At 35.6% G+C, this 20797-nt stretch carries 10 protein-coding genes; all 10 read right to left on the bottom strand.

Annotated features, from left to right (window positions below; translation table 11 throughout):
• Positions 1–2 precede the first annotated feature (2 nt).
• On the bottom strand, positions 3–3452 hold the full coding sequence (locus ACFSR1_RS01745) for a SusC/RagA family TonB-linked outer membrane protein (protein WP_378289020.1): 3450 nt from the start codon (positions 3450–3452) through the stop codon (positions 3–5).
• Between the two features lie 545 nt (positions 3453–3997).
• Positions 3998–4792: a sugar-binding protein gene (locus ACFSR1_RS01740; protein WP_378289018.1), complete on the bottom strand. Its 795-nt coding sequence runs from the start codon at positions 4790–4792 to the stop codon at positions 3998–4000.
• A gap of 221 nt (positions 4793–5013) precedes the next feature.
• Positions 5014–7293 (bottom strand): starch-binding protein, encoded by a 2280-nt coding sequence (locus ACFSR1_RS01735; RefSeq protein ID WP_378289016.1) that lies wholly within the window; start codon positions 7291–7293, stop codon positions 5014–5016.
• Positions 7294–8118: 825 nt separating this feature from the next.
• Positions 8119–9942, bottom strand: coding sequence for a T9SS type A sorting domain-containing protein (locus ACFSR1_RS01730; protein ID WP_378289014.1), 1824 nt, complete (start codon positions 9940–9942; stop codon positions 8119–8121).
• A gap of 27 nt (positions 9943–9969) precedes the next feature.
• Positions 9970–13941 carry a galactose-binding domain-containing protein gene (locus ACFSR1_RS01725; protein WP_378289012.1) on the bottom strand — a complete coding sequence of 1324 codons (3972 nt, stop codon included), beginning with the start codon at positions 13939–13941 and terminating at the stop codon, positions 9970–9972.
• A gap of 383 nt (positions 13942–14324) precedes the next feature.
• Complete coding sequence (locus ACFSR1_RS01720) at positions 14325–16142, bottom strand: acyl-CoA dehydrogenase family protein (protein WP_378289010.1); 1818 nt, start codon at positions 16140–16142, stop codon at positions 14325–14327.
• Between the two features lie 59 nt (positions 16143–16201).
• Entirely contained in the window at positions 16202–16561 is a 360-nt protein-coding gene (locus ACFSR1_RS01715; protein ID WP_378289008.1) for a four helix bundle protein, read from the bottom strand.
• A 48-nt stretch (positions 16562–16609) separates the two neighbouring features.
• The gene (locus ACFSR1_RS01710; protein WP_378289006.1) at positions 16610–17800 is read right to left on the bottom strand and encodes an acetyl-CoA C-acyltransferase; all 1191 of its coding nucleotides are present in this window, start codon (positions 17798–17800) and stop codon (positions 16610–16612) included.
• A 92-nt stretch (positions 17801–17892) separates the two neighbouring features.
• Positions 17893–20298, bottom strand: a complete 2406-nt coding sequence (locus ACFSR1_RS01705) for a 3-hydroxyacyl-CoA dehydrogenase/enoyl-CoA hydratase family protein (protein ID WP_378289004.1) — start codon at positions 20296–20298, stop codon at positions 17893–17895.
• 17 nt (positions 20299–20315) lie between these two features.
• Positions 20316–20771, bottom strand: a complete 456-nt coding sequence (locus tag ACFSR1_RS01700) for a MarR family winged helix-turn-helix transcriptional regulator (protein WP_378289002.1) — start codon at positions 20769–20771, stop codon at positions 20316–20318.
• Positions 20772–20797 lie beyond the last annotated feature (26 nt).

The following is a 20797-nucleotide window of genomic DNA, read 5'->3' as shown; positions in this document are numbered from 1 at the left end:
TTTTAGAAACCAACGTTAAGTGAAAATGTAAATGATCTAGCTATCGGTAGTGCTGTTCCTCCCGAATTGAAGAATTCTGGATCCTGACCATTAAGTGCTTTATCAGAATAAATAAGGAATAAATTCTCTCCCTGAATTCTAAATTGCGCAGATTCAATTCCTAAGCCTTCTATATAGCTTTTAGGAACATCTAATCCTAATGACATAGATCTCATTCTAGCATACGTACCATCCGCAACTCTTGCGTCACTAATGTTATATAGATCATAGGCATTGTCAGCACCAAGTTGATTTTGTATCGTTCTATCGCTTAAGATAGCAGGTATATTGGTTGTGTTTTCATCTCCTGGAAGTCTCCATCGGTTAACCAAATCACCAGATAAAGAGTTGAAATCAGTATAGGAAGGGCCAAAATTACTATTAAGGCGTATTTTATAATCAAATTTAAAGGTGATATTAGCACTTAATGTAAGATTTTTATACTTGAAAGTGTTATTAAAACCACCTGCACCTCTTGGTTGTGTAGGACCTTCGTACTTTAAAATCTGTTCTAGATTTTCTCTTTCCTGAAGATTGATATTTGTTACTATGTTATTATTTTCATCAAAAAATGTTGGAATACCAAACTCATTTAATCCCGCGAACCTGGTTGAATAAAGAGCAGATATCTCTCTTCCAGAGAATGGAGCTCCTGATGGCTGCGTTAACTGAACTAAAGTTGGATCAAAAAGTAGTTCTGTTATTTGCTCCGTATTGTACCCAACGTTAATATTTGTATTCCATTGGAAGTTGGATGTTTTGAAGTTCACTGTAGAAATTCCAAATTCATAACCTTCGGTCTTAAGATCTGCATAATTTCCACTCTGGAACGCCTGTCCACCAACACCACTGGTTTTTACTATCCCAATCAAGTCAAATGAATTTCTATTGTAATATCCAATTTCTCCGCTAAGTCGATTATCGAAAAATGAAAATTCTAATCCTGTACTAAATTCTTTCAGCTTCTCAAACGTTAAATCGTCATTTGCCAATGAATTAATAGCTATTACAGTTTCTTGATCAGTTGGTCTTAAAGGAACTCTACTACGTAAGTCCAATGTCGCACTGGTTAATGGTCCTCTTCCTCCAGAAAGTCCATAAGTAGCTTTTAATCTTAACTGATTAATCCAGTCAGCTGTAATGAAATTTTCTTTATGAATATTCCAAGCACCACTTACATTATAACTTGTAAGATATCTTGATTTTGAACTAGTTCCCTGTAAATTAGATCCGTCGTAACGTAGAGTACCGTTTAAGATGTATTTGTTTTTTAGGGTGTATCCCGCGTTTGCAAAGAATCCAACAAATCGGTCTCTTAGATTACTTATTCCAAAATATTGATCATTCTGATTAGTTAATTGATCAATAGCGTCAGGATCTGTATTTACGATATATCCGTTATCATAAGAAATACCAATACCTGTATACTCTCTGGAATTTCTTGTAGAAGATTTTATTTCCTGTCCCAGAAGAAAAGTAAATTGATTGTCATAATTAATTTCAGGGTTCCAAGAAATCGAATTTCTTATGTAGAAATAGTTTAATACATCTTCGTTATAAATATTCAATCCTCCTTCAGGTAGAATTGAATATGGCGGTCTTGTAGGATTGTCCGGATCTTGATATAAGAAAGGATTAATATCTACTAAAACACCTTCGTCTGCTCTAAAAGCTTCTGCTTGATTAGAATTATCTCCAATTACATGCTCTCTTCTGGTGATAGCTTGTCTGTAATTTACAATAGAATTGAAGGTTAAATTATCCTTTATTTTATAATCTAGGTCAAGTTGTGCAGAAATATCTGCTACATCAATATTAATTCGATTATTATTTAATTCGTTTATAATATTGAAGGGAGCATAGTTTTTTCTAAAATACTCTAAATTACCATTTTCGTCATAAGGAGTAACACTACGACTGTTTGTAAGCGAGTAATTGTACGGATTAATGTCAAACTCACGATTATACTCACCGGTAATTGGATTAAAAGTTCTGTTGTTCGTTCCAGGAACAACTTGATCTCTAATACTAAGCGCCAAGGTTGTACCTAAGGTTACTTTTTCTGAAACCTTAAAAGTATTTCTTAATCTAGTTGTCAATCTTTCTGCTTGATCCCCGATCGTAACACCTTCATCCTTTAAATATCCTAAAGAAAATAGATATGTAGCATTATCAGACCCTCCGGATAAGCTTACCGAATGATTCTGAACCGTAGTTATGTCAGAAAAAAGTACTTTGAACCAGTCTGTATTAGCGGTTTGGTATCTTCTAAAAAAATCATCAGATAATTGTCCATTAGCTCCAATTTCTACATCATTTGTTCCTCTAAGATTAAAATAACTTCCTAAAACCCCATAAGATTCAGCAAATTGTGCTGTAGTAAGATCAATTAAATTTTTATCTACTAATTCTGCGTAAACAGATAATTCTTGTTGTGAGTTTAAGACGTTAAACTGCTCATATCTTGGTCTTAATCTATAAGAGAAGTTACCCGAGTAGTTTATTTTTAAGGCGCCATTTTTACCTTTTTTCGTAGTAATAACGATCACACCGTTTTTTGCTCTTGCACCATATAAAGCAGTTGCAGAGGCATCTTTCAGGATAGAAAATGATTCTATGTCATCCGGATTTAATCCAGCTATCGAAGATCCAATTACAGAACTAATATCTCCTGATCCTAACTCGTTTTGAGATAATTCTACATTATCTTCTAATATAACTCCATCAACAACCCAAATAGGATTATTATTTCCGTTTAAAGAAGTGTTACCACGAATTCTAATACGAGGAGAAGCTCCAAAAGTTCCTGATAAATTATCAACAACTACTCCGGCATCTCTACCTTCTAGAAGTCTAGATGCGTCTCTTGCTCCGTCGATTTTGATATCCTCAGCGTTTAGTCTGGTTGCAACTCCGGCAAATAACTTTTTATAGCTTTTTCTATATCCATCAGTGATAATTACTTCATCCAGAGACTCGACAGCTGATTCCATCTGAATAAAATATTCTTTTTTATCTCCTGTTAAGAGTATTTCCTGATCCAAGAATCCTAAACTCTGAATTTTAATAGTTTCTCCTTTAGAAACAGAAATGGTGAAATTTCCATCAAAATCTGTAATCACTCCGCGTTGGGTACCAACAACCGAAACTGTAGCTCCGGGAAGAGGCATGCCTCTATCATCCGTGATTTGTCCTTTAATTTCAAATTTTCCCTGAAATAGAAATATTTCAGCAGTGCTAAAAGAGTTTTTAGCGGTTAATGAAAATCGTTCTGAATTGTTCATTTCAGTAATACGACTTTCTCCCTTAATTACATTTAGACAACATAAGATAAAAATAGCAGTGAGTAAAGGCTTGCTATATTTTATGCTTAGATTAATTCCAAAATGAAACTTGAGTAGTTTTTTTTCCATAAGCTTTGTTAAGTTTTAAAAATACATTTAGAAATTGGGTGTGCGTAAAAAACTACAATTAATATTTAAAGTTTTATTAGTGCTTTTTTAACGCGGTTGCGAATTTAGCATATTTCATCAATATTTAAGGGTTTTTTGCACATTAAATTTACTGAAAAACCGTAATTAACAATTGTTTGATTGTTTTAATGACACAATAAATCTGTTGAATGTATTGTAAATAAACGGTTATTTGTGTTGTTTTGGCGAAAGAAGTTAAAACCTGTTTATTGTAAAAATTTTGAACTTTTATTGTTGTAATAAGTTAGAATTCTGTTGATTTAGTATTAAACGGGAGGGATTTCATTGCTAAAAAAGATGAATAACAATTGATTGTTTTTACTTTTAAAAAGGTAAATCAGATTTGATTTTGAGAAGTATCTTAGAGAAGTGTTTTAATGATAACCAGTCCCAAATAATCTGTTTTTATTATTTGGGACTGGTTATTATTAAGATTTAGAAGAAGTTAGATTAGGAAAAAGTATTTTAGGTATTTTTAGAATTTTTTACTCCACAAGAACTATAGTCCCAAAGATATCAGCATTGATCCAGCCTTGATTTTTATCTTGTCCGGGAACAAAAACAGAACCCATAAAGTTCTCTCTTTCTTTACTACTGTCATTATCATTGTAGGCAATAGCAAACCCTAGTTTTTGGTCTTTAGATAAAACTACCGGATCATTTGTCTTTCCTTCTTCATAAGTATCATCGTAGACGATTAATTCAAATTCCCAGACGGTAACGTCTCCATCAGTTATACGTTTTGTTGTAACGTGGTTATTATAGAGAACAGGTTTTTTTTGTGAATCCAGATCTACGACATTGCCATCTAACGCAATGTGATACGCAAAAGCATTGTTGTTATACTGATGCTCACCACCAGAGTTGTCTGCGTCTATAAATATCTCTACACAATCATCATCCCACCATAATTTTAAAGGATCTTTATGTTGATCGTACAATATATCATCTTTGATTTCTACCAAAATATATAGAGCTTCTGGAGTCCAGGTCATTTTATATCTGCCTAAAAAATCTTTAAAATCCGGAAATTCTCCAATCCAATTTTGATCCATAGGATACCATTTGGTTTCATTCCAGATCGGGTCATCCATATTGCCATCTACATTTGGAGCTATTTCGGCTTTTTTTATCTGTCGGATTTGGTGATCTTTTTTTTCTTGTTTCTTGAGGGTCGTTTTTTTATTAACATCAGCAATTACTTTTCCTGAATTACTATTACCTTCTTTTTTACAACCTATGATGAAAGCTAAGACTAGTATAATGGTCAATTTTTTCACGATATTACTATTTTGTTTTTTGAATTTACTTTTTAGAATTAAATCGAAAGATATTAAAAACTACTTCTATTTTAGGAAGAATATATTAAAGTTAAGATTTTGTAAAGTTAAAGAAGAGGTAATTACAAACATCATAAAATAAAAAAGCGGTCGTTTTGTGCTAAACGACCGCTTTTTGAATACACTTTTTAAAATGTATTAATGGTTATAGGGACAAAAAATTATTGTTTCACAACTTTTAACTTCTTTAGCATAGTACCATTTAATTTTATTGTACAAAAATAGATACCGGATTCACCTAAATCTTTTGCGCCGATTTCTATAGTCTGATTTCCAGCTTGAGTATTTTGACTGTATACCGTTTTAGTTTGCCCTAATATATTAGAAACAGATACTTCTAAAACACCATTTTCTATTGTGTTTATATTAAGAGTACCTCTATCTAAGATAGGATTAGGCCACATAGTGATATTATTTTCAAATATTGAAGCGTTTTCTTTATCTGCTTGATCCGCTAATTCCATAGCTCGGTTAGAAGGACAATTAGTTGGGCAATTAGTTGACCACGTTCCTGTTCTTTTTCCATTACTCGTACCAGTAACTCTAAACCATCCATCTGTGCCTCTGGTTAGGTCTACAGTTTGATCTCCATTTCCATTATTGAATACAACACCAACATTAGTAGCAGATACTCCGTTTGGTAATGTAAATGTTTTTCTGGACCATGACGTTCCACTTAGGTTATTCATAATCGTTCCTGGCCAACCTGCTGTACCAGAAAGTGTCTGATTGGTAGACTTATTATATAAATATAGGTTTGTATTACCGCCCCATCCACTTGGCTTTAGGAAGTTTAGTGTTACATCATTAGATGGTCCAGGGCCACCAGTACAATCGCTTGGGCATGTATCAGACCAACTGTTGCCTCTATACCATCCATCAGTACTTCTGGATAGGTCATCAGTTTGATTGTTTCCGTCATTGAAAATAACTCTGAGGTTATTAGCAGATACTCCCGCCGGTGGAGTAATGGTAAATGAATACCAGTCTGTTCCAGAAATGTTGGTCATACTATTTCCTGGCCATCCACTAGTTCCTGGTAATGTAGCATTAGCTCCGGCATCATATACATATGCATTGATGTTTGATCCCCAATCTGAAGGTTTAAAGAAGTTAACCGTATAAGGCGGTACTTCTTCAGGAGGAGTTCCACCTTGTGTCCATACTGCATAATCAGTACCCGAAGTTTGTAATGTCCATCCACTACCATTTGGAGACCAGTTTCCGGATCCTAATTTCATAGCAAGTGTTCCTGATTTTCCATCGATATATGCTGCATAAAGATCTCCTCTGGCTTCAGCAATACTTATAGATGAACCAGAATGTACTCTTACACTTTTTCTGGCAGCGATAAGATCTTTAATAGCATTTTGTACTCCTGATCCTCCTTCAAAAAAATGCGTCCAAAATACCATAGGATTTCCTGGATGTGTTAGAATATAAGCATATCCTTTTCTAAGATTTGTTTCTCCACCTGGGAACACATAATTAGATCCACAACATTGTTGTGCAAATCCGGTATCGTGATTATCCAAGAAGGTAACAGATTTAGAAGGGTTGATACCGATCATACCAGAAGGTCTTCCCTGACCGTCTCTCAAATACGATAGATTATTATCTCTAATTGCATTTTGAAGACTTACTTTAGTATTAAAATCAAAGGCAGAAGAAGACTGTTGCGTTCTGTTTACAAAGTTATTAGTCTGAACTCTACTACTTTCTAATAGTTCACCTACTGCAAAATAAGGATTGGTAGCATCATTATATTCTTTATTGTAGATAGGATCATATCCGTGTACGAAATCATATCTCCATCCATCAAAACCAAGATCGTTTTGTAGTTTCTTCATCCATTTAATGATCTCTGCTCTTACTGCCGGGTTTTTATGATCTAAGTCTCTGGCAGCTGCAAAACCACCACTAGAACCATCGGATTTAAGTTCAAAACCTGGAACAAAATCACTATTAATACTAAACTCTACAGGACCATTAACGAAATTTCTACCTTCATCATCCGCAACAATATAAAAAGTTGGCCAAGCTGGATTTGTAAAAGTAACCGCATCATTGGTACCAACTCTATGGTTGACAACAATATCACTAATTACTTTTAATCCCAAACTATGGTATTGATCGATTAGAGTTTTAAGCTGTTGTGTAGTACCGTATGCACTGTCAAAATTGTTAATTTCTCTTGGTAAATATCCTTGAGGCGCCGCAGAATTACTTGGAGGTGGCATCCATATTAAATCAATTCCTGCGTCACTAATGGTATTTCTGACGTTAGAAACAACATTATACCAAGTCTGACCTGCTGGTTGATTTTGCACATTCCAGTCAAATGCCTGAAACATTACGTCCTCATCTTGTGCCTGTAATCCAATAAAAGGCAGGCAAAACAGAAGACTAACTAAAGTTTTTAGAAGGTTTTTTCTTTTCATTTTTAGATTTTTTGTGTTCCATATAGGAACAATAGTTTGTAATAAGTGAGTGTGTGTTCTCTCGCAACTTTTCGTTGCGGGAGGATAATAATCTGAAGAAAAAACTTAGAAAAGTCTCGTACGGAAGTAAAGATGTCTTTTTCTAAAAATGAAAATTGTTTTTAGCTCGTTTCATCAACTACTAAGAAAGATACTGGTTTGAGTATTGTTTTTAGTACCGTAGTATTAATTATGACGACTTTTAAACAGATTTTTTTTCAGGGACTTAGAGTTTAGAAATTAATCTTTGGTTTTCTAACTATTGATATAAAGATTAATCTAATCTCAATTAAAGTAGCTCAAACAATTTTGAAATTTTCGGGAGAGGATAAATTGATTTCATAATTCATAATTTTTAGTTTATAAAAGTGTCTCTTGTGTTATTATTGTACTAAGTTATTACGAATTATTCAATTTGGTTGTTTTGAAAAGCTACTACAACGTTTTCGTGTTGATAAATTCTTATCATTTCACATAATATGTTAAAAAACAAGCTTTAATTAACAGTTGTTTATCTAATTTGTCAGAGTTTTATAGTAATTATTCATGTCATAACTATAATAAGAAGGACTGATGAAATAACGCTGAGAATGATTTTCAATTATAGAATTATTTGATTAATTATAGAGAGAAAACTCTGTTCTTATTATGAATCTGGTTGCGAAATAATGTAAATAAAAAACCGCCTTTCCCCCACAGAAAGACGGTTTTCTTAAATCAAAATATCTTGTTCTAAAATAGCGTTACACCAAAATGTTATTTATGGAATCACACATAATAATAGTTTTACTGTTTAATGATTTTACTAGTATGTACTTTTGATCTATTGGATACTTTTAAGAGGTATAACCCTTTCGCCAATCCATTGATATCCAAAGAAACGGATCCTTCATTGATCACACCTTTAAGTATGGTCTTACCATTCATATCACTGATGGTATATGTAGATGTTTCATTCGTGCCTGAACTAATCGTAAACTGATCCGCTACAGGATTTGGATAAATAAGGACTTCGTTAGTATCTATAATATCAGGATCTTTATTGCTTTCTATTGGAGTAATAATCCAATGCAAGTTTTGACTATTACTTGACGAATCCCAAAGTGCTATATTTTGACTATCTGATCCGCCCGAACCTCCGTCTAGAGCAAATCCAGATGCATTTCGTTTTATTAGTTTAAACGCTCCACCGCCAACATCTACTTTTTGCCATTGCTGGTTTTGGTTATTTTCATAACAAGTCCATAAATATACATTCTGACGCGTCCCTCCACTGTAATTTCCATCAATACAATGGTTAGTTCCTATTTTTTGGTAAGAATAATAACCATTTCCACGATCGATCTCAATCCATTGTTGATTAACATTATTAGGGTTAGCTGACCATAAGTATACATTTTGTCCGTCTGCACCACCTTGATTACCATCTATAGCAAAATTAGAAGCATTGCGTTTTTGAATATGAACTAATGAACTGCCCCCAGTAGTACTACCATCACTTTCAGCGATTTTAATATTAGAAATCGTATATACTTCATCAGCGTAACTCGTTTTGGCTTGGATAATAAGTTCTAATTTATTACCACTAATATTAGCAACTGAAAGCGTTTTCAAAGCAAAAGCATTTACATTTTTAGCAATGGTTTTTTGAGGACCTCCATCTACTTTATAATACACATTGATATAATCCGAATCTTCCATGTTTCCTTCCCCCTTTATATTCAGGCTGATGTCCACTTTTGAAGCACAAGAAATATCGATGGCTCCAGAACTGTAGTTTGCTGTCTCATTAGAAACCGTGAAGTTATTATCTTTCCAAGGTAAACTACATCCAGGAGGAGTAACATCAGAAGGATTTACTATATCATATCCATCTGGACCATTCCAAAGAGTAACATCATCGTAAGTAACCGTTCTTGTCTCTCCACTTACGTACTCTTCATTAGCATAATTATACATACCCCATGAGCCAGGTGTAGAATAGGACTGATTATACTGACCATTTTCGTTCTGATCTCCAAAACCAATAGTCTGACCTGTTTTATTGAGCATTAGTTCATCATCTATCCAAACCTGAACGATACCGTCACTAACATTTTTTAATTTCACATGAATAACCACTTTTACAAATTGATCTTTTGGAAAGTCAGGATAAATAACATATCTGGTAAAGTTTTGTCCCATATTATAACGGTGTTGCCATCTAAGCGACCCATCACCAAAATATTGAAGCATAAAATAATGGTTTGCAGCTCCTTCTCTAAAACCCCAAGTTTGCATTAAGGACATTTCAGTATTTGGATTGTTAGCCAATGTGTTGCTATGTACTTTTAACCAAAACCCAGTCCAGAATTCCTGTTTAAATACATAGGCATTATCCTTAGCTCTAAATTCTGTTTTTTTAGAAGATGTTCCGGTACCGGTATAATCACTAGGTTTCCAGGTACATTCGAGAGCACCATCCTTAAAGGTCATTCTGTTGAGGTTTGTAGTTTCAAATGGTCCCAAAGTACCATCATCGAAGTCGTGTTTTAAGAAATCTTGAGCACTTAGAGTGGAGACTAAGCCTAAGCACAGTGAAAATGCTATTAGATAAAATGATCGTTTCATAATTTATTTGCTATATTTTTTTATGGCTTATTTTTTAATGATTTTACCGGTAAATACCTTGGACCTATTGGATACTTTTAGGAGGTATAAACCCCTTTCCAGTCTATTGATATCTAAAGAAACAGCTCCTTCATTGATCATACCTTTAAGTATGATCTTTCCATTTATATCACTGATGGTGTATCTAGATGTATCTGTACTGTCTAAACTAATATTGACCTGATCAACTACAGGATTTGGATAAATAAGAACTTCGTTAGTATCTATAACATCAGGATCTTTATCGCTTTCTATTGGAGTAATGATCCAGTGCAAGTTTTGACTGGTACTAGATGAATTCCAAAGTCCAACATTCTGAAGATTTGATCCACCAGAAGCCCCATCTAGGGCAAATCCAGGTGCATTGCGTTTTATTAACTTAAACGCTCCACCACCAACATCCACTTTTTGCCAATGCTGGTTTTGGTTATTTTCATTACAAGTCCATAAATATACATTCTGACGAGTCGCTCCACCATTGCCTCCGTCCATACAAAAGTTAGTATCCTTTTTTTGGTAAGAATAATAACCATTTCCCCGATCAATCTCAATCCATTGTTGGTTTTCATTATTAGGATTTTGACTATATAAATATATATTTTGACCATTATCGCCTCCCCAATTTCCATCTATAGCATAACCTTTGGCATTACGCTTCGTAATATGTACTAATTTGGTGTTTGAGATACTAGTCCCATAAACTTCAACCTCAGCTAAATTCATAGTAGGTATTTCATTGGATTGCACTCTAACAGTCTGACCAGTAGCTGATGGAATCTCTATAATCATTAAAGGATTGGGAATATCGGTGAATGTTTTTGAATATGTTGTATTACCGTCACCATCAAAAACTGATACAGTGAAGTTTGTTAATCTTCCGATACAACAAGCATCGGTTCTATTGTACACATGAATCTCATCAATGCTGAATTCATTTCCTAAATCTACTTCCCACCAAGCATTAGGACCCGTAGCCGCAATTACTGAATCTGCACCAAAAGATCCATTAGTATTGCCATCAATTGCATACGCAGCAACTCCACCATTTTGCGTTCCTGATTGCGAGGCTGTTCCATTTAAAGCTAAATTGTCCCCATTATCGATAGAATCTAAAGTAGAAATATACTCAGAGGTTGCCATATATCCTTGTGTGTCAGTAACTGCAAAAAATATTAATTCAGCATTCGTAGGAATAGCTGCAGAAATAGTATTACCGGAAATAGTTGCATTGATTGATTCCCACGATTTGTCATTTAAGTCTATAGTATCACCATCATTGGTATAAAATAATTGAGCACTATTTATTCCAATAGCTGAACTAGCAGTCACATACCCTATGTTTGAGTTAATAGAAATATTTTCTATTTGTGGTAATGCGGTACCTCCATTAACAACAGCATTAGCAAATCGATATACCTCATCACGATTTCTCCATGTTAAATGGCCATGTGCAAAGTTATCTACAAACAATAAATTAGCAGGTCCGTTAACTGCTTGTGAAGATTTCTGGTTTACAGATAGGGAAAAATGAAAATCATTAAGTCCGTTGAGCCACAAAGTAGGAAAGGTTACGTTATCAAAATACGCACTTCCATCGTAATAGGTGTTTACAAAGTCCGCCTCTTCTTGGCTTGTTATAGCATCTCCTTGATGTCCATCTGATTCGGATAAAAACCCTCCGCCATAAACCGGTAAAGCCCAAGCAAGTCGATTATCTACGCCCATGACAGTACTCGTAATGGTTCCGCCCCAGCTAGAACCCATAACTCCAATTTTACTGGCATTAACCTCTGGGAAAGAAGCTATAAGAGAATGTCCTTTCATTACCTGAGCAATAGCGTGATAGTACCATTGTTCTTCTATAGGTAATCGATAATCGTTCCAAACTCCATCGCGTTTTGGACCTGGATTGGGGGTTGGGTCGTTATTAGGATATTGCCCCTCTAAATCCATGCTAATGGCCGCATATCCTTTATCATTCCAGTATTTTACTACTTGAGGAAATGCTGTTCCACCGCCACCGTGAGCGTATACAACAGCGGGCCAACCTCCTGCTGGAGGAGTTCCGCTTGGCGTACTGTAATAGGCAAATACTTCCACTTTTTCACCTAAATAGTCAATAGACTCATATAACATTCCTATCATTCCATCTTGGGCATCCACATCTGAAGTTTTCCAATTTGGAACTTCTTTTAATTCAGTGACGTTCCAGGGACCAATTGTTTCATTATTTTGGTCACCTAAAACCGTTAACACACGTGATCTATCCGGCGCAGCATTATATATATCGTTACCAGCTTGCGAGGCGGTAATATATGACCGCCCTTCTCCAACAATACGAATTTTACCATTTACTATTGTAGCCACACTAGTATTCCCACTAGCATACGTTACTGCCAAACCTGAACTTGCGGTTACTCCCGGGTCAAAATCAGGATCACCTAAACGAATAGTTGGAAATGGTGGAAAAGTAATTACTTGGTCTTGTTTAATATCCCCAACAACCACTAGTGGTCGCTCTGCGGGTACAGCAGATGTAAAAGTCCCTGCACCAGCTTGGGTTGCTCTAATGGTTGTTTTTCCAGGACCTACAATACGTACTTTATCATTAACTATTTTAGCTACGTTGTTATTAGAACTTGTAAAAGATACTGGTAATCCAGAGGTTGCAGTGGCTGCTATAAAATCGGCATCACCCACGTGTTTTGTAGGTATATCGGGAAATTCAATATATTGGGTTTCTCCAACTAAACTAGCACCTTCTGGTCGTGTATAAGGCACATAATCCACTTTTGGATTCATAAGAAGTCTTCGATTAATTTCCTTCATAATAGCCATTTCATCAGACATCATATGACCCGCTCGACCGTCTCCTAAATTTGGTGTTTGGTTGGTGTTTGCAAAAGTAATCATCCCACCATAATCCGTAATTCTTCTAACAAACCTATAGGCTTCTTCGGTATTGAAAACTATAGGTACTTGTGGAGAGTGCCATCTTTCCCTAATAGGAAACCAACCGTGTTTTTGAACTTTTTTGCCGTTACTAGCGGTATAGAACGGTTCCGCCATTATATTGGGTATCATGAACTCTTCATAGGACCATGAGTTTGGCGGAGCTCCTTGTCCCAAAGGTACAATATGTCCATCCGTAAAATCAGGTAAAGGATCATTGGAATCGTGGAGTTTTACATAATAATTGGCAGGGTTTGTGTCATTAAGACCATCTGAATCTACATAAACATCTTCTCCATTATGTGTTAATCTACTTGCTCCTCCAGAAGCAATTAAAGCCGTAGGATCAGCTTCGCGTATCATCGCTACAAAATCTCCAAAATTACCATCGCCTCTCAGGGCAGATGTTGTATCTAACCAGTACCCATCGGCATAACCTGCGGCAGCTTCTACAAAGCCTTTTATGAGATGACGATAAGCCAAATATTCATTTCCGCCAAATTTAGTGGTGTAATAGTTCACCCAACCTTCCTTGAGGTCACCAGTAGCTCTATCTAAATAGTTTGTAGAAATGTAAAGAATTATTTTCTTGCCTGAATTTCTTAAAAGCTGAATTGCTTCTACAGCAACCCCATCATTTTCCACGCTGGGAATCATTGCAGGATGTATTTCATTAGCTACATCAACATTGGTATTTGCTCTTGTGTTGAAATAATGGGAATGTGCAAAATACGACAGGTTGGTAATTACGTGACCTGCTGTAGGAAGCTCATCTACTATTTCTTGAGCACCACTCATATAATCTTTTTGATTCAGATTAATTTCTGTATCCAGTCTTTCTCCTCCAAAAATAGGAAACGTCACTCCCCAAGATCCTTCAAAACTAACTTGAGAAAATGTGGCTGTTTGCGAAGCTATTAATAATAAGATGAATAGGACTAAGGGCTTTGATATATCGAACAGCCGACTTCCGAACTGAGCGAATACATTTTGATTGTGGTTTTTCATAGTTGAGTTTGTGTGGTTTTAGAGTTTTGTATGATTTGTTTCTCAAGCGAATAGTTTTTGAGAGACTAAGCTCATTGCTTGTAATGCGGTTCAGATATTAAAATTGGTTAACCAATTTTAATATCGTACAATTGTACATAATTTACAGATAGAGTAGGATTGTTGTCTAGAATTAGTAAGTATGTAACTAGAATTCGTATGTACTTGAAATACAATTTAATAATGCAGGCAGATGATTTTTGATGATTTAATTTTATTGTGATTCTATTTTAGGATGAGCTAATATATTTAAATAAAAAACCGCCTTTCCCCAACAGAAAGACGGTATCTTAAATCAAAATTAAACAACTTCCTAGTTTTAATCCTTAGGAACGGATATATTATTATGAGAAGCAGTATCCGTTTTCTGCGGCTACTTTATCTGCGATTTTAGTTCTTAATGCAACCACATTTGGTTGGTTCGCATATTTAGTGAAACGTTTAAGTCCCATTAACATCATACGTTGCTCATCACCTTCAGCAAAAGAAACGATTGCTTCTTTTCCTTTTTTGATCACGATATCTACTGCATTGTATAAGTATAATTGGGACATTGCGATCTGAACTTCTTGAGAATTTTCTCCAAAACGCTTTGCATTTTTCTCTGTACGAAGAATCGTAGATTCAGCCATATAGATTTCAATTAAAATATCAGAAGCAGCCATTAATAATTGTTGGTGCTCTTCTAATTTTGGACCATATTTTTGAACAGCAGATCCTGCTACCATTAAGAATACTTTCTTAAGTTTTGCCAGAATTTCTTTTTCTTCTGCAAATAATTCAGAGTAATCAGGTGTGTCAAAAGAAGGAATTCCTGTTAATTCATCAGCAACTTTCATAGCAGGTCCTAAAAGATCTACATGTCCTTTCATTGCTTTCTTTACTAACATTCCTACTGCTAGCATACGGTTGATCTCATTAGTACCTTCATAGATACGAGAAATACGAGCATCTCTCCAAGCAGACTCCATAGGAGTATCTGCAGAGAATCCCATTCCTCCAAAAATCTGTAGCCCTTCATCTGTACAATTCTGAACATCTTCAGAAACTGCTACTTTAAGGATAGAACACTCAATAGCATATTCTTCTACACCTTTAAGCTCTGCTTCCTGGTGCGAGTTTCCTTCCGCTTGACGGATAGCAATTCTATCTTCAATATTTTTTGCAGCTCTATAACTTGCAGATTCATCCGCATAGGTATTGGTAGCCATTTCAGCAATCTTAGACTTGATAGCTCCAAAATTCATAATTGGAGTTTTGAACTGAATACGCTCGTTAGCATATTTAGTTGCTTCATCGATCACTCTACGTTGTGCATCTAAACAGGCAGCAGCCAATTTGATTCTACCAACATTTAGAGCGTTCATAGCGATCTTAAAACCATTACCTCTTTCTGATAACATGTTTTCTACAGGAACTTTTGTGTCACTAAAGAATACCTGACGAGTAGAAGAGGAGTGGATACCTAATTTCTTTTCTTCATCACCTAGAGAAATACCATTAGGGTTTTCAGGATCATATTCTACGATAAATCCTGTAATATTTTTGTCATCTTCTATACGAGCAAAAACAATCATTATGTTACAGAATCCTGCATTAGAAATCCACATTTTCTGACCGGAGATTAAATAATGCGTTCCATCTTCAGAAAGAACTGCTTTCGTTTTACCAGAATTAGCATCAGATCCTGCTCCAGGTTCTGTAAGACAGTAAGACCCCATCCATTCACCAGTAGCTAATTTTGGTACATATTTTTTCTTTTGCTCTTCGTTACCATATAATGTTATTGGCATCGTACCAATACCAGTATGTGCTCCAAAAGCAGTACTGAAGGATCCAGTCGCACCAGAAATATAGTCACATACTAACATGGTAGAAACAAATCCCATTCCAAGTCCATCGTATGCTTCAGGTACGGCCACACCCAAAAGACCAAGCTCACCAGCTTTCTTCATACATTCTTCTGTATACGCATAGTCTTTATTTTCAAATCTTTCCCAATGTGCCCATAATTCACGGTCTACAAATTCCTTTGCACTATCACGCATCATCTTTTGCTCCTCAGAAAAATCTTCTGGAGTAAATACATCTTCAGCTTTCGTTTCTTTTACAAGGAATTGTCCTCCTCTAAGAATGTCTTTGTTTAAAGTTTCTGTACTCATTTTATTTTATATTATTCGGTTTTTGAAAAGAGAGAAAAGAAGAAAGAAAAAGAGACTTTTTAATTATTGAGTCCATTTTGAAAACTCATTGTCATTCTTTGCCATTCTTCAATTTTTTCTTCTAGTTTTTTTAATTTATCGTTATTAATATATTTTCTGTGGTAAGCAACTAGAAGTTGCGTTCCTAATTCAAAAGAAGAACTTAGCGAATAATCAATGAAATTATTAAATGATTTATCCGTTCTTCCTGATCCTTCAGCTATGTTGCTAGGCATAGAAACAGAACATCGACTCATCTGTGAACCCAAGTCATATATTTCATGTTTAGGAAAAGTTATCAAAATATCCGATATGTCATTCGCAATTTCTAATCCTAACTGCCATATCTTTAGATTTTTATAATTATGTCTTTTCCTCAAAGTCTAAAAAATCTTTATTCTATTTTCTTTACTCTTAATTCTTAATTCTTAATTCAAAAATTCAAAAATACCAGCAGCACCTTGTCCTGTACCAACACACATGGTTACCATTCCGTATTTACCTTTCATATCTCGCTTACGCATTTCATCAAAAAGCTGAACAGAAAGTTTAGCTCCGGTACATCCAAGTGGGTGGCCTAAAGCAATGGCTCCACCGTTTACATTTACGATATCCTGATTAATGTTTAGCTCGCGCATTACAGCTAATGACTGAGAAGCAAAGGCTTCATTAAGTTCGATTAATTCAATATCATCTTGTTTTAATCCGGCTTGCTTTAATGCTTTTGGGATTGCCTTTACAGGACCGATACCCATAATTCTAGGTTCTACACCTGCTGCTGCATAATTTACAAGACGTGCAATTGGTTCAAGATTTAGTTCTTTTACCATATCTTCGCTCATCACCATTACAAAAGCAGCTCCATCACTCATTTGTGAAGAATTACCGGCAGTCACACTTCCACCAAGTTCGAAAACTGGTCTAAGTTTGCCTAGTACTTCTTTACTAGTTCCTGCACGTGGTCCTTCATCTTTAGTTACTGTATATGACTTTGATGCTTTTTTACCGTTTTCATCTACATATATTTGCTCTACATTGATAGGAACAATTTGATCCTGAAAACGATTTTCTGCTTGCGCTTTTAATGCTTTCATATGAGAGTTATACGCAAACTCATCCTGATCTTCGCGTGATACATTGAATTGGTGAGCTACTGCTTCTGCAGTATTACCCATTCCCCAATAGTAATCTTCGTGACCAGACTTCGCTAAGTCATAATTTAATTCTGTTTTATAACCTGTCATAGGAACAGAACTCATACTTTCTGCACCACCGGCAATGATACAATCTGCCATTCCAGCTTGTATTTTGGCGGTAGCCATACCAATAGTTTCGATTCCTGAAGAACAAAATCTATTTACAGTTACACCAGGAACATCAATAGACTCTAATCCCATTAGAGAAATTAAACGTGCCATATTCAGACCTTGAGATCCTTCTGGCATAGCATTACCAACAATTACGTCATCAATACGTGCTTTATCTAATTGTGGTAGCTCTTTCATCATATACTGAATCGTTTCAGCTGCCAACTCATCAGTTCTTTTAAATCTGAACACTCCGCGAGGTGCTTTTCCTACGGCTGTTCTATATGCTTTTACTATATATGCGGTTTTCATTTTTTTTAGATATTTTAGATTATTTGATTTTTAGATTGGTTGGATTTTAATGATCTAATGATCCAGCAATCTGGTAATCTAATTACTCAATACTAATTACGTAACGGCTTACCCTTTTTAAGCATATGTTCTATACGCTCCAACGTTTTGCGTTCTGTACATAAAGACAAGAAAGCTTCGCGCTCTAGATCTAATAAATATTGTTCGGTTACAAGTGTTGGTTCTGATAAATCTCCTCCCGCCATTACATAACCTAGCTTGTTGGCTATTTTATGATCGTGCTCAGAAATGTATTTACTAGCTTCCATCGAATCTGTACCTACTAAGAACATACCCAGCGCTTGTTTACCAAGTACTTTTACATCCTTGCGTCTTACGGGTTGTGTATATCCTTGTTCTGCCATTAATTTAGCGTATGCTTTGGCAGTTGCGATCTGACGATCTTTATTCACCACAACGATATCTTTTCCTTTTTGAAGAAGGTTCGTATCAAAGGCTTCATAAGCTGAAGTTGACACTTTGGCCATTCCAATGGTCAAGAAATGTTCCTGAAGTACATTAAGCTCTACATCATCCTTTTTGAAAAGGTCTGAAGCTCTTAGTGCCATTTCTTTGGAACCTCCTCCACCAGGGATCACACCTACACCAAATTCTACTAATCCCATATATGTTTCTGCAGCAGCCACTACTTTATCAGCATGAAGTGCAATTTCACATCCACCACCTAAGGACATACCATGAGGTGCAACTATTGTTGGGATTGAAGAGTAACGCATACGCATCATCGAATCCTGGAAGTATTTAACTGCCATATTCAATTCGTCATATTCTTGCTCTACGGCCATCATAAAGATCATTCCGATATTAGCTCCGACAGAAAAATTAGCTGCTTGATTACCAACTACCAATCCCTGGAAGTCTTTCTCTGCAATGTCAATAGCTTTGTTTAATCCGGCAAGTACATCTCCACCAATGGTATTCATCTTGCTTTGGAACTCTACATTCAGGATTCCATCTCCAAGATCTTCCACAACAACACCGCTATTTTTGAAAACCTCTGATGATTTTCTGATATTATCTAGGATAATAAATGCATCCTGACCAGGAACTTTTACTTGTTCTTTTTTAGGAATATCATAATAATAGGTAGCTCCATCTTTTACGGTGTAGAAAGAAGTGCTTCCAGATGAGATCATATCATTAACCCAAGCAGCAGGTTCATATCCTTCTGCTTTCATCATTTCGATTCCTTTTTCAACTCCAACTGCATCCCAAATCTGAAAAGGACCGTGTTCCCATCCAAAACCAGCTTTCATTGCATCATCAATCTTATATAAATCATCTGTAATCTCAGGGATGCGATTTGAAACGTAAGCAAAAAGAGCTGATAAGTTTTTACGGTAGAATTCTCCTGCTTTATCTTTTCCTGAAACCAATACTTTAAAGCGATCTACTACTTTATCAATAGTTTTAGTTATTTCTAAAGTAGCAAAGGATGCTCTTTTATTAGCTCGGTATTCTAGAGTGTTTAGGTCTAATGAAAGGATTTCTTTCTTTCCTTCTGGAGATACATTTTTCTTGTAGAAACCTTGCCCTGTTTTGCTTCCTAACCATTTGTTTTCCATCATCGTATCGATGAAATCAGGAAGTTTAAATAGCTCGTGTCGCTCATCATCAGGACAATTGTCTGCGATACCGTTAGCTACGTGCACTAAAGTATCTAGTCCTACCACATCTACAGTTCTAAAAGTAGCTGATTTAGGACGCCCAATTACCGGACCGGTTAATTTATCAACTTCTTCAATAGTCAGGCCCATATCTTTTACCATATGGAATAAGCTCATAATACTAAAGATACCTATTCTATTACCTATAAAAGCAGGTGTATCTTTAGCAACTACGGATGTTTTTCCTAAAAATTGCTCACCATAACCGTTTAAGAAGTCAAGTACTTCAGTAGAAGTATTTGGTCCTGGGATGATTTCAAATAATTTCAGGTATCGTGCAGGATTAAAGAAGTGAGTTCCGCAGAAATGCTTCTGGAAATCTTCGCTTCTTCCTTCGTTCATGAATTTTATAGGAATCCCTGAAGTGTTCGAAGTAATAAGTGTTCCGGGTGTTCTATGTTTTTCTAAATTTTCGAAAACTAGCTTTTTGATATCTAGTCTTTCTACAACTACCTCTATTATCCAATCAACATCTGCAACTTTTGCAATATCATCTTCCAGGTTTCCTGTAGTGATACGGTTGGCAAATTTTTGATGGTAAATTGGAGAAGGTTTGGATTTAAGAGCGGCGGTTAGTGAATCATTTACTAACCTGTTACGAACCACTTTACTTTCTAGTGTAAGACCCTTGGCCTTTTCTTTGTCGTTTAATTCTCGAGGAACTATATCTAATAATAGTACTTCGACGCCGATATTAGCGAAATGACATGCAATACCGGAACCCATAATTCCTGAACCGACGACTGCAACTTTTTTAATGACTCTTTTCATTTTTTAACTTCTGGTTGTTAAGATGTTATAGATTCTTTTTTTGTGTAAATTTTCTTTGTTGCAATGAGATCATTTATCAATTGAAATACTTCTAAGAAAGTATCTAGCTTTTCTTTAGGAACATGCTTTCTTACAGCATGGTCAAAAGTAAAAACTACTTCTTTTGAAAAATTTCTCATTTCTACTCCGAAAGGGGTTAGATATATTAGAACACCACGTCCGTCCTGAGGATTTTTCTTTCTAAAGATTAATCCTTTTTCTTCCATGGTTTTTAAAGTACGTGATAAGCTGGTGGCTTCCATTCCCATTTTAGGGCCTAATGAGGTAGAAGGAGTTCCGTTTTCGGGATCAATGCTTATTAATGCAAAACCCGTTGCCATGGTACTACCTTTTTTACCTGCTTCTTCGTTATACATTTTGGCAACAGCCATCCACGTAGCACGAAGTGCATAATCAATTGTTTTTTCTCTCATTCAGAAAATTTGTTATGGTGTAAAGG

The organism is Aquimarina rubra, assembly GCF_042684305.1.
In the GTDB taxonomy this organism is placed as follows: Bacteria; Bacteroidota; Bacteroidia; order Flavobacteriales; family Flavobacteriaceae; genus Aquimarina; species Aquimarina rubra.
Note: the sequence above shows the minus strand (reverse complement) of the source record. Positions and strands in the feature narration are given on the sequence as shown.

Coding starts and splice junctions, on each gene's coding strand:
- ACFSR1_RS01730 (WP_378289014.1), bottom strand. CDS start 9,942: ATGAAACGATCATTTTATCTAATAGCATTTTCACTGTGCTTAGGCTTA.
- ACFSR1_RS01700 (WP_378289002.1), bottom strand. CDS start 20,771: ATGAGAGAAAAAACAATTGATTATGCACTTCGTGCTACGTGGATGGCT.
- ACFSR1_RS01720 (WP_378289010.1), bottom strand. CDS start 16,142: ATGAGTACAGAAACTTTAAACAAAGACATTCTTAGAGGAGGACAATTC.
- ACFSR1_RS01705 (WP_378289004.1), bottom strand. CDS start 20,298: ATGAAAAGAGTCATTAAAAAAGTTGCAGTCGTCGGTTCAGGAATTATG.
- ACFSR1_RS01735 (WP_378289016.1), bottom strand. CDS start 7,293: ATGAAAAGAAAAAACCTTCTAAAAACTTTAGTTAGTCTTCTGTTTTGC.
- ACFSR1_RS01710 (WP_378289006.1), bottom strand. CDS start 17,800: ATGAAAACCGCATATATAGTAAAAGCATATAGAACAGCCGTAGGAAAA.
- ACFSR1_RS01725 (WP_378289012.1), bottom strand. CDS start 13,941: ATGAAAAACCACAATCAAAATGTATTCGCTCAGTTCGGAAGTCGGCTG.
- ACFSR1_RS01745 (WP_378289020.1), bottom strand. CDS start 3,452: ATGGAAAAAAAACTACTCAAGTTTCATTTTGGAATTAATCTAAGCATA.